Here is a 10,891-nt window from a genome sequence, read left to right as displayed (position 1 = left end):
CGGTCGTCGTTCCCGGGACTGTTGACGGCCTGTTCACCGGGGGGCGGCACGGGAGGTCGTGGTCCGTCACGCGTCCGTCCGATGATGGAGAATGAAATCCCAGCCCGGCGTAGAAGGAGACCACATGCTGTTGAGCCCTGATGCTCCACGGGAAAACCTGCGCGAGTTCATCGATCATCTGCGCAACGGCGGGTACACCGTCACCGACGGGCACACCCCGGACCCGGACCTGATCGACCCCCAGGGGCGGGCCGTGGAGACCTGGCAGGAGGACTACCCCTACGAGACGCGGCTGTCCCGTGAGGAGTACGAGCTCGAGAAGTACAAGCTGCAGATCGAACTGCTGAAGCTGCAGTACTGGGGCGAGGACACCGATCAGCGGCACATCATCGTCTTCGAGGGCAGAGACGCGGCCGGCAAGGGCGGCACGATCAAGCGTTTCACCGAGCACCTGAACCCCCGCACCGCACGCGTGGTGGCGCTGAACAAACCCTCGGACCGCGAGCAGGGCCAGTGGTACTTCCAGCGGTACATCAACTACTTCCCGACCGAGGGTGAGATCGTGCTCTTCGACCGCTCCTGGTACAACCGCGCCGGGGTGGAGCGGGTCATGGGGTTCAGCTCGGACGAGCAGTACACCACGTTCATGAACCAGGTGCCGCTGTTCGAGAAGATGCTCGTGGATGACGGGATCCACCTGACGAAGTTCTGGTTCTCCGTGACCCAGTCCGAACAGCGCACGCGCTTCGCCATCCGCCAGATCGATCCGGTGCGCCAGTGGAAGCTCTCCCCGATGGACCTGGAGTCACTGGACCGCTGGGAGGACTACACGGCGGCCAAGGAGGCCATGTTCCTCCACACGGACACCGACCACGCGCCATGGACCACCATCCGGTCCAATGACAAGAAGCGGGCCCGGCTCAACGCCATGAGGTACTTCCTGTCCCAGTTCGAGTACGACGGCAAGGACCACGAGGTCATCGGCATCCCCGATCCACTGATCGTCCGCCGCGGACGCGACGCCGTCGGAGACTGATTCGCGGCCGTCCGGACCTGCGCCGGGCTTGGCCCGTTCTGAGAGGGCCCGGTCTCGGAGCGGCGGTGGGTGGGGCCCGCGACCGCGTAGGCTGGAGCACGGTCGCACCGCCCCTCCACGGGCGGTGGCCCACCCCCTGTTGGTAGCAGCACCGAGCGTGCTGGGAAGGAATGGCATGAAGGCTGACATCGGCGTCACGGGACTAGCGGTCATGGGGGCCAACCTGGCCCGGAACTTCGCGCGGCACGGGTACACCGTGGCCCTGCACAACCGCAGCCGAGCCCGGACCGATGCGCTCGTGGCCGAGCACGGCAGTGAGGGCACCTTCATCCCCACCGAGACCCTGGCCGAACTGGTCGAGAACCTGGCCGTGCCGCGCCGCGTGCTCATCATGGTCAAGGCCGGCCAGCCGGTGGATGACGTCATCGACCAGCTGGTGCCGATGCTGGCGCCCGGCGACATCGTCATCGACGCCGGCAACTCCCACTACGAGGACACCCGCCGCCGTGAGGCCGCCCTGGCCGCGCAGGACCTGCACTTCGTCGGCATCGGCGTGTCCGGCGGAGAGGAGGGCGCGCTCAACGGCCCGGCGATCATGCCCGGCGGGCCCAAGGAGTCCTATGAGGCACTCGGCCCCCTGCTGGAGGACATCTCCGCCCACTACGAGGGCGATCCGTGCTGCGCCTGGATCGGCACGGACGGCGCCGGTCACTTCGTCAAAATGGTCCACAACGGCATCGAGTACGCGGACATGCAGGTCATCGGCGAGGCCTATGACCTGTTGCGCTCGGTGGGCGGGATCGAGCCGGCCGACCAGGCGGGGATCTTCCGCTCGTGGAACTCCACCGACCTGGCGTCCTACCTGATCGAGATCACGGCCGAGGTCCTGGGACACGTGGACGCGGAGACCGGCAAGCCCCTCGTGGACGTGATCGTGGACCAGGCCGGGCAGAAGGGCACCGGCCGCTGGACCGCCATCTCCGGGTTGGACCTCGGATCGCCCATCGGGGCGATCGCCGAGTCCGTCTTCGCCCGGTCGCTGTCCAGCCAGCCCGAGATCCGCGCCACGGCCCAGCAGGTGCTGGCCGCGGGCACCGACCCGGTCACCGCCCCGCAGGAGTCGGACCGTGAGGCCTTCGTGGAGGACGTGCGCCTGGCGCTGTACGCCTCCAAGCTCGTGTCCTACGCCCAGGGCCTGGACATGCTCACCGCCGCCGCCGCCGAATACGGCTGGTCGCTGGACCTGGGCACCATCGCCTCGCTCTGGCGGGACGGCTGCATCATCCGTGCCGACCTGCTCGACGTCATCATGAAGGCGTTCGGCGGCCGGGACACCACCCGCCACCCGGAACCCGGCACCACCGCCGAGGGTCAGCCGTCCAACCTGCTGTTCGCCCCGGAGTTCCGGGATGCCATCGCCGCGGCGCTGCCGGCCTGGCGCCGCGTGGTGGCCACCGCCGTGGCCGCCGGGGTGCCCGTGCCGGTCTTCTCCTCGGCCCTGTCCTACTACGACGGGCTGCGCCGCGACCGCCTGCCCGCGGCCCTCACCCAGGGTCTGCGTGACTACTTCGGCGCGCACACCTACCTCCGCACCGACCGTGAGGGCACCTTCCACACGCTCTGGTCTGGGGACCGCACCGAGGTCGGGGCCTGAGGCCCAGCCCTCGACACCACGGAGGAGGGTGCCGGCCGTCGTCGTACCGGGGTGTGGTGTTCTCGGTGCTGCGCCGGTCAGATCCACATGGCGGGGTCCACGTACTCCGCCGGATCCACGGCCGGCAGTTGTTCCTTGGGGGAACGGTGCCGGAAGGTCGCGGGGATGCCGGTGGCGATCGAGTCCGCCGGGGTGTCCTTGACCACCACCGCGTTCGCGCCCACCGAGGAGCCCTGGCCGATCTCCACCGGGCCCAGGATCTTCGCCCCGGCCCCGACCACCACGCCGTCCTGCAGGGTGGGATGGCGCTTGACCTGTTCCAGGGAGCGCCCGCCGAGGGTGACCCCGTGGTAGAGCATCACGTCGTCGCCGATCTCCGCGGTCTCACCGATGACCACGCCCATGCCGTGGTCGATGAAGAAGCGGCGGCCGATGGTGGCCCCGGGGTGGATCTCGATGCCCGTCAGGGTCCGGGCGGCCTGGGAGAGCACCCGAGCCGGCGTCTTGAGCTTCTCGTGCTGCCACATCTGGTGCGTCAGCCGATGGGTCCAGATGGCGTGCAGACCTGAGTAGACGACGGCGACCTCCAGGTTCCCCCGCGCCGCCGGGTCATGGGACCGGGCATTCGCGATGTCTTCCTTCAGGCGGGACAGGAAACCCACTGGTGGCCTTTCGATCGGGTGGCTCCGGACTGGGGCCGGGATGCCGGGTCAGGGAGGGGAAGACCGGCCGGTCAGCCCCGGATGTCCTCGTAGAGGACCGTGGAGATGTAGCGTTCCCCGAAGTCGCAGACGACGGCGACGATGAGCTTGTCACGGTTCTCTTCCAGGGCAGCCTGCTGGAGGGCCGCCGCCACGATGGCGCCGGAGGAGATCCCGCCGAGGATGCCCTCTCGGGTGCCGAGAGCCCTGGCGGTGGAGACAGACTCCTCGAGAGTGGCGGCGTAGACATCGGAGTAGATCTCGGTGTCCAGGATCTCCGGTACGAAGTTGGCACCGATGCCCTGGATCTTGTGGGGTCCCGGCTTGCCGCCGGAGAGAATGGGGGAGTCGGACGGTTCCACCGCGACCATCTTGATGTCCGGTTTCTGCTCTCGAAGGTAGCGGCCGGCGCCGGTGATGGTGCCGCCGGTGCCGATGCCTGCGACGAAGATGTCAACCTGGCCGTCGGTCGCGTCCCAGATCTCGGGACCGGTGGAAGAGTAGTGGGCCTCGATGTTGGCGGCGTTGGCGAACTGCTGGGCCCAGATGGCGTTGTCCGATTCGGCGACGATCTGCTGGGCCTTCTCCAGCGCTCCGCGCATGCCGTCGGCACCCGGGGTCAGCACGATCTCCGCCCCGTAGGCGCGCAGCATCACCCGGCGCTCATTGGACATGGTCTCCGGCATGGTGAGGATGACCTTGTACCCGCGCGCCGCTCCCACCATGGCCAGCGCGATCCCGGTGTTGCCGGAGGTGCCTTCCACGATGGTGCCACCAGGCTTCAAGTCGCCGGAGGCCTCGGCGGCGTCCACGATGGAACGGCCGATGCGGTCCTTGACGGAGTTGGCCGGGTTGTAGAACTCGACCTTGACGGCGACCTTGCCCGGAAGGCCCTCGGTCAGCTGGTTGAGCATGACCAGCGGGGTGTTGCCGACGGCTTCGGTGATGTTGTTCAGAATAGTGGCCAAGACGGTGTTCCTTCCAGAAACGGTGGACGTGGGCGAGCCGGGAGAAGGCCAGCAAAACAGTGCTGACGCCAGCCTAGGACAGGCCGACGTTCTCCGAGGGTTCCACGAGCCATTCCGAGTAACGCTGGCGCACCTTGGCCAGCTTCGGGGTGATGATCACGTGGCAGTAGCCGACGTCCGGGCGGGTGGAATAGAAGTCCTGGTGGAAGTCCTCCGCCGGATGCCACGTGCCGAGTGGCTCGAGGGTGGTGACGATGGGGTCCTCCCAGTTCTCCTGGTTACGCCGGATGGCTGCGCGGTACAGCTCCTCGTCCGCGGCGTCCGCCGGGAACAGGGCGGACCGGTACTGGGTGCCGACGTCGTGGCCCTGGCGGTTGAGGGTCGTCGGGTCATGTCCGGTGAAGAAGAGGTCCAGGATCAGGTCCGCGCTGACGACGGACTCGTCGAATCCGACGCGGACGGCCTCGGCATGGCCCGTGCGGCCCGAGCAGACGGAATCGTAGGTGGGGTTCGGCCAGTCACTGCCGGTATAGCCGGACTCCACGGAGGTGACTCCGCGGATCCGCCGGTAGACGGCGTCCAGGCACCAGAAGCATCCGCCGGCCATGGTCAGCACGCGGTAGGACGAGCGCTGTGCCTCGGAGGCCGGGGCTTCGCTGGCGTCAGTGGCATCTGTGGCTTCAGGGGCGTTGTCGAGATCACTCACATTCCCCTACAGCACCCCGCTGGCTGCGTTCATTCCCGTCTCAGGCAGAATGGCACCATGAGCGCCGAGACCCACGCCACGGATCCCCCCACTCCGACCACCGCGACGCCGAGCCTGGCCCAGGTGCTGGAGTGCTTCGAGGAGCTATGGCCGGCCGCCCTGGCCGAGCCCTGGGACGCCACCGGTCTGGTGACCGGCCGCCCCGGGCAACCGGTGGGACGGATCCACTTCGCGGTGGACCCCGTCCAGGACGTGGTGGACGAGGCCGTGGGAGCCGGCGCCCAGCTGCTCGTCACCCACCATCCCCTGCTGTTGCGCGGCGTGACCTCGGTGGCCGCCACCGGTTACAAGGGACAGGCGGTCCACACCCTGATCGAGGGTGGCTGCGCCCTGCTGACCGCCCATACCAATGCGGACTCCGCCGTTGGCGGGGTCTCGGACGTCCTCGCTGACATCCTCGGGCTGGAATCGGTGGTGCCACTGGCCCCGGCTCCCGGCGGACTGACCGAGGAGGGCATCGGCCGGGTGGGGCGCCTGCCCCATGCGCTCACGCTCTCGGAGTTCGCCGCCCGGGTCTTCGGAGCTATGCCCGCCGTCGCCGGCGGTGTACGGGTGGCCGGCGACCGGGACGGGATCATCCAGACCGTCGCCGTCTGCGGAGGGGCCGGGGACAGCCTGTTCGACCAGGTCCGCGCCGCCCAGGCGGACGTCTACGTCACCGCGGACCTCCGCCACCATCCCGCCTCCGAGCTGCGGGAGGCCGCCCGGCTGACCGGGGGCCGCCCCTACCTCGTGGAGGTCTCCCACTTCGGCAGTGAATGGCTGTGGCTGCCCGCCGCCGCCGAGGCCCTGGACACCCTGCTCACCGATCGCGGCTTCGACGTGGAGATCGCCGTGAGCTCCCACAACTCCGACCCGTGGGACTTCGTCCTGACGCCCGGGCCGTGACCACCGAACCGTAAGGACACCACCATGAGCAATGCCCCCACCGTTCCCCTCGCCGACCAGCTGCGTCTGCTGGAACTCCAGCAACTGGACACGGCCCTCGACCGGGCTCGGCACCGCATGCAGCAATTGCGCCAGGACCCGGACTACGCCCGGCTCCAGCAGGAGCTGGCCGATCACCAACGGGCCGCCGAGCAGACCGCCGTCTCCCTGACCGAGGCCCGGGAGGCGGTCCGGAAGGCCGAGGCCACCGTGGCCGGCGTGCAGGATCACCGGGACCGCAACCAGAAGCGCCTCGATGCCGGACAGGGGTCCGCCAAGGACCTCGAGAACATGATGCACGAGCTGCAGACGCTCAAGGCCCTGCAGGACGAGCACGAGGGCACCGAGCTGGAGGCCATGGAGGCCGCCGAGCAGGCCGAGGCGGCCGACGCCCAGGCCCAGCGCCTCCTCGCCGCGGCCCAGGCCGCATCGCAGGAACGCGGTGCCGCACTGAAGGAGGAGGCGGCCGGCGTCGCCTCCGAGGGCAAGGAACTCACCGGACAGCGACAGGCCCTCGCCGCCACCCTGCCCGCCGACCTGGTGGGCCGCTACGACAAGATCCGGGAACGCAACGGCGGGATCGGCGCGGCCCGGCTTGTCGGCAACCGGTCCGAGGCCTCCGGCATGCCGCTCAGCCCCGCCGACCTGGCCCAGATCGAACAGACGCCCGTGGAGACGCTGGCCTACTGCCCCGACTCGGGGGCGATCCTGGTCCGCGCCGAACAGGCCTAGACTCGACCAGTTCCCGCATCACCACCGCTGCATCCCGCCTCATCCACACCATCCACACCATCCACACAGTCCTTACCCTCCTTAGGAGATCTCCGCGTGCCCCAGCAGTCCACCCCCTCCGCCGGCCGTCTCCTGTATGTCGAGGCCGACGGCGGCTCCCGCGGCAATCCCGGTGTGGCCGGATACGGAGCGCTGGTCCGCGATCCGGACACCGGTGCGGTCCTGGACATCGACGCCCAGCCGCTGGGGCGGGCCTCGAACAACGTGGCGGAGTACTCCGGCATGATCGCCGGACTGCGGATGGCCCGGCAGATCGACCCGGACGCCGCCGTGCACGTGAGGCTCGACTCCAAGCTGGTGGTGGAGCAGATGAGCGGGCGCTGGAAGATCAAGCACGCCGACATGCAGAAGCTGGCCGCCGAGGCCCGCGCCATCCTTCCCGCTGGTCAGGTCACCTATGAGTGGATCCCGCGGGCGAAGAACAAGGACGCCGACCTCCTCTCCAATGAGGCCATGGACGCCGGGGCCTCCGGCACGGCGTGGGTCAAGGAGACGTCCGGCATCAAGGTGACCGGGGCAGCCCCCACCAGTGCGTCAGCCCCAGCCCCCACCACCGCCCCCGACGCCGGCCCGATCGCCCCGGGGGCGCGGGAGACGGAACCGGCCGGGGCTGCCGCCCCGGCCGGCGTCGTGCCTCCGCGGCGCCGAGGACGACTGCACCACGTGGAGATCTGGGTGGGGGATCTCGAGGTGGCCCGGTCGAGCCTGGGCTGGTTGTTCCAGGAACTCGGCTACGACGTGAGCGGCGAATGGTCCGAGGGGACCAGCTACCAGGGGGCGGGGGAGTACCTGGTCCTGGAGTCGGGCCCGCACGTCCGTGCCAGCGGCCATGACCGGCTGAGCCCGGGCCTGAACCACATGGCGTTCCACGCGGGCTCCCGGGCGGAGGTCGATGCGCTGACCGAGGCCGCCCGAAGCCGTGGCTTCGCCCTCCTGTTCGCGGACCGGCACCCCTTCGCCGGTGGCCGCAACCACTACGCCGCCTACCTGGAGGCGCCGAACGGCTTCGAGGTCGAACTCGTGGCCGAGCCGGCCTAGCGCCCGCCGTACCCTGGCGCGGAGGAGCCCGCAGCGAAGGGAAGAACCGGCGCCGAGGTCGAGAGTGAACCGCTGCAGAGCACGATGCCGCATAGTTTCCGACGCAGGGGCGCCACGATTGCTCCTGTCATGTCATCACAGAGGGAACATCATGCTCGCCACGCACCGCCGCCGGATTGCCGGCGTCATGGCCATACTGACCGTCACCGTCACCCTTGCAGGGCCCGTCTCCGCCGGTACCGCCCCTGCGGCGGAGGCCGCCGCCACCAAGCCCTGCGCCACCCCCGACTTCACCGACGTCCCCCGCGGGGCGAACTTCTACGACCCCATCACCTGGCTCCGCTGTGAACAGATCAGCACCGGCTACACCAACGGCTCCTACGCCCCGCACCAGCAGATCACCCGCGGGGAGACCGCGCAATTGCTCTATCGGTTCTCCGGCGAGACCCACAGGGCCGGTACTCACATCGACTTCACAGACGTTCCCACCTCCCGCTCCGCCTTCACCGCGGTCTCCTGGATGCAGGCCAAGGGATACACGGCCGGCTACGCCAACGGAACCTTCGGGGCGGACCGGCCCATCACGCGCGGCGAGTTGGCCGCCTTTCTCTACCGCATGTCCGATGACCAGGCCTTAGCCCCAGCCACGTCACCGTTTCCGGACATGAGCACTCGAGACAACTTCTACACCCCGGCCGCCTGGTTCTACGGCACCGGAATGGTCTCCGGATATGCCGACGGCACCTTCCGTCCCCACCGTCCCGTCACCCGCGGGGAATCCGCCAAGTTCCTCTACGCCCTCGAGACCCGGGTGAACGGCGCGCCGTCCACCTACACCGTGCCGGTGCGCGAGTCCTCCGGACCCGTGAACTCCACCGGCGGCAAGGGCGGCATCTACCGGGACGCCCAGGCTCTCACCTTCAGCAACGGCACGGTCAGCTCTCAGTACCACCTGTACGCCGGGCACCTCAACGGGACGAGGCCGCACGGCATCGTGATCCACCTGCACGGCGACGGCGGCTTCGAGTACCGCGAACCGCAGTGGTCCACGGTCCCGGCCTACGAGAAGCTTGCCGAGCGGCACGGACTGATGCTCGTCGTCCCCGGCACCCCCGATCAGGGCACCAACACCTGGTGGCGGAAGGACAGTTCCGGGAAGTACGCGGCAGACCTGCTCAGAGACCTGGGCAAGAAGTACGACCTGGATTTGAACCAGGTGTACTGGACCGGGTACTCCGGAGGAGCCGACACCGTTGCCCGGCACATGATGAACTCCCACTCCGCCGGATGGACCGGTGGGGCGGCCGTGTTGGTGGCTGGCGGCGGGATCTACGGACAGAAGGCACCGCTCCGCCCGATCTCCAGCGCCCTGATGAAGAACTACGAGATGCACTGGGTGGTCGGGGCCGACGACACGCCCTCCCGTGGCGGGGCCTCCGGGAACTTCGACGCCGTGCACGCTGCCCGCCTCGGTTCTGCCTTCTACTCGGGCCAGGGCATGGAAACGTCCCTGACCATCAAGCCAGGTATGGATCACTGGGAGATCGCCCCCTCCGGGCCGGCCAAGCTCGCCGAGGTGCTTGCCTCCCGCTGAACTGGGGAACCAGTCACGTACCTGCAGAAGGGCGACTGGAGCTCGGGCAGATCGCCCGATCCGAACTACGAGGAGTCAGGACCCGCCGACCGTGGTGTGTTCGTCCGGAAGGGTGATCTGCAGGCTCGACGGTTTGGTCCCGGTCCCCGGCACGAGGTCCACGGACCAGTCATGGGTGCCCTCGGCGGACCCGGCGGCCGCGATCACCTCGGCGGCGGACTCGGGTGACTTCACGACCCGGGGGCCGGCCAGCAGCAGCTCGCGGGCCACGAGGCCACGGGTGTGTTTGGCGAAGTGGGAGACGACCTTGCGCTCACCGTTCCGGATCTGGAAGACGTCCACGGTGGCGGTGATCGCCGCCGGGGCCTTCCACTGCGCCGCGTAGCCGCCCGAGCGGCCATCGATGATGACGCCGGTGTGCTCGGCATGGGCATCCAATGGAGGGGTCAGCCGTGGTTTCCACCAGCTGGACAGGCGGCCCAGCCCGGGCAGGGAACTGGTCACGGACAGGCGGTGGTTCGGGATGTGGTCGCCCAGGGAGAGAGCCCCGAACAGACCGGAGAAGATCAGGACCTTGTCCCGGGCCCGGCGGCGGGCCGTCTCGGGGAGGGAGGCGTAGTCGAGGGCGTCGTAGAGGACGCCGGTGAAGACCTGGTGGGCCGGAGCCGCAGGCGACTCCGTGAGCACCACGTTGGCGTCGATGTCCGCCCGCACGGTCTCGCCCACACCCAGCACCTGGGCCGCATCCGGTGTGGCGGAGGCAGCGGCGAGGATGCCGATGACCGTGGTCCGCTCGCCGGCCAGGCTGGGCAGGACGAGGGAGGCGAGGTCCAGGGGAGCGCCGGAACGGGGAGCGGTCTTGCCCTCGGAGGGCGGCAACAGGATGAGCACCGAAACAGCCTAGCGATCCGTGCCGAGCCCCGCGGACACCGCCGGGACCGGCCGCCGGTAGACTGGTGCGCCGGGACAGGCTGGCGGACGGCCGCAGGGCGCCGGTTCTCGGTGCCGTGAGGAACGTCCGGGCTCCACAGGGCAGGATGGTGGGTAACGCCCACTCGGGGTGACCCGCAGGACAGTGCCACAGAAAACAGACCGCCTGCCCGACTGGTGCGTGCATCAGGCGGGCAGGTCAGGGTGAAACGGTGGTGTAAGAGACCACCAGCGGTCCGGGTGACCGGATCGGCTCGGTAAACCCCATCCGGAGCAAGGCCGAACAGGATGTGTTCGAGGGCTGCCCGCCCGAGCATCCGGGTTGGCCGCTCGAGCCCGTCGGCAACGGCGGGCCTAGATGGATGGCCGTCGCTGGGAAGCGGGTGACCGCTCCCGGTACAGAACCCGGCGTACAAGCCAGCCTGTCCCGCCCACGCTCCTCCACCGGAGGCTCAGAACCGACGAACCCCCGGAAGGCCGACAGG

At 69.2% G+C, this 10,891-nt stretch carries 10 protein-coding genes and 1 other RNA gene; 7 read left to right on the top strand and 4 right to left on the bottom strand.

Features of this window, described 5'->3' with window-relative positions; genetic code table 11:
* Positions 1–124 precede the first annotated feature (124 nt).
* Both ppk2 and gndA read left to right on the top strand, forming a co-directional pair.
* Positions 125–1,036 (top strand): polyphosphate kinase 2, encoded by a 912-nt coding sequence (gene ppk2 / locus RUH65_RS13845; RefSeq protein WP_313818165.1) that lies wholly within the window; start codon positions 125–127, stop codon positions 1,034–1,036.
* A 175-nt stretch (positions 1,037–1,211) separates the two neighbouring features.
* The gene (gndA, locus tag RUH65_RS13840; RefSeq protein WP_313818164.1) at positions 1,212–2,690 is read left to right on the top strand and encodes an NADP-dependent phosphogluconate dehydrogenase; all 1,479 of its coding nucleotides are present in this window, start codon (positions 1,212–1,214) and stop codon (positions 2,688–2,690) included.
* Between the two features lie 77 nt (positions 2,691–2,767).
* Here the strand turns inward: gndA and epsC are convergent, their stop codons facing one another.
* From epsC to msrA, 3 genes are all read right to left on the bottom strand, one after another.
* A complete protein-coding gene (gene epsC / locus RUH65_RS13835; protein WP_313818163.1) occupies positions 2,768–3,352 on the bottom strand; it encodes a serine O-acetyltransferase EpsC in 585 nt (194 codons plus the stop codon).
* 71 nt (positions 3,353–3,423) lie between these two features.
* Positions 3,424–4,359: a cysteine synthase A gene (gene cysK / locus RUH65_RS13830; protein WP_313818162.1), complete on the bottom strand. Its 936-nt coding sequence runs from the start codon at positions 4,357–4,359 to the stop codon at positions 3,424–3,426.
* A 73-nt stretch (positions 4,360–4,432) separates the two neighbouring features.
* Positions 4,433–4,966, bottom strand: coding sequence for a peptide-methionine (S)-S-oxide reductase MsrA (gene msrA / locus RUH65_RS13825; protein WP_313818166.1), 534 nt, complete (start codon positions 4,964–4,966; stop codon positions 4,433–4,435).
* 156 nt (positions 4,967–5,122) lie between these two features.
* Between msrA and RUH65_RS13820 the strand changes: the two genes are divergently transcribed.
* The 4 genes from RUH65_RS13820 to RUH65_RS13805 all read left to right on the top strand — a co-directional run bounded on the left by RUH65_RS13820 (position 5,123) and on the right by RUH65_RS13805 (position 9,476).
* Positions 5,123–6,013 (top strand): Nif3-like dinuclear metal center hexameric protein, encoded by an 891-nt coding sequence (locus tag RUH65_RS13820; protein WP_313818161.1) that lies wholly within the window; start codon positions 5,123–5,125, stop codon positions 6,011–6,013.
* Between the two features lie 24 nt (positions 6,014–6,037).
* Positions 6,038–6,784 carry a DNA-binding protein gene (locus RUH65_RS13815; RefSeq protein ID WP_313818160.1) on the top strand — a complete coding sequence of 249 codons (747 nt, stop codon included), beginning with the start codon at positions 6,038–6,040 and terminating at the stop codon, positions 6,782–6,784.
* 96 nt (positions 6,785–6,880) lie between these two features.
* Positions 6,881–7,882, top strand: coding sequence for a reverse transcriptase-like protein (locus RUH65_RS13810; protein ID WP_313818159.1), 1,002 nt, complete (start codon positions 6,881–6,883; stop codon positions 7,880–7,882).
* Positions 7,883–8,033: 151 nt separating this feature from the next.
* Positions 8,034–9,476: an S-layer homology domain-containing protein gene (locus RUH65_RS13805; RefSeq protein ID WP_313818158.1), complete on the top strand. Its 1,443-nt coding sequence runs from the start codon at positions 8,034–8,036 to the stop codon at positions 9,474–9,476.
* Between the two features lie 75 nt (positions 9,477–9,551).
* Here the strand turns inward: RUH65_RS13805 and RUH65_RS13800 are convergent, their stop codons facing one another.
* Entirely contained in the window at positions 9,552–10,367 is an 816-nt protein-coding gene (locus tag RUH65_RS13800) for a peroxide stress protein YaaA (protein ID WP_313818157.1), read from the bottom strand.
* Positions 10,368–10,443: 76 nt separating this feature from the next.
* Here RUH65_RS13800 and rnpB point away from each other — a divergent pair.
* Positions 10,444–10,835: RNase P RNA component class A (rnpB, locus tag RUH65_RS13795), an RNA gene on the top strand.
* The last annotated feature ends 56 nt before the right edge of the window (positions 10,836–10,891 follow it).

This window comes from Citricoccus sp., from assembly GCF_032154715.1.
Taxonomy (GTDB): Bacteria; Actinomycetota; Actinomycetes; order Actinomycetales; family Micrococcaceae; genus Citricoccus.
Note: the sequence above shows the minus strand (reverse complement) of the source record. Positions and strands in the feature narration are given on the sequence as shown.

Bases quoted from the DNA above. Each gene is read 5' to 3' on its own strand.
- ppk2 (WP_313818165.1), top strand. From the start codon at position 125: ATGCTGTTGAGCCCTGATGCTCCACGGGAAAACCTGCGCGAGTTCATC.
- gndA (WP_313818164.1), top strand. From the start codon at position 1,212: ATGAAGGCTGACATCGGCGTCACGGGACTAGCGGTCATGGGGGCCAAC.
- msrA (WP_313818166.1), bottom strand. From the start codon at position 4,966: ATGGCCGGCGGATGCTTCTGGTGCCTGGACGCCGTCTACCGGCGGATC.
- RUH65_RS13820 (WP_313818161.1), top strand. From the start codon at position 5,123: ATGAGCGCCGAGACCCACGCCACGGATCCCCCCACTCCGACCACCGCG.
- RUH65_RS13815 (WP_313818160.1), top strand. From the start codon at position 6,038: ATGAGCAATGCCCCCACCGTTCCCCTCGCCGACCAGCTGCGTCTGCTG.
- RUH65_RS13805 (WP_313818158.1), top strand. From the start codon at position 8,034: ATGCTCGCCACGCACCGCCGCCGGATTGCCGGCGTCATGGCCATACTG.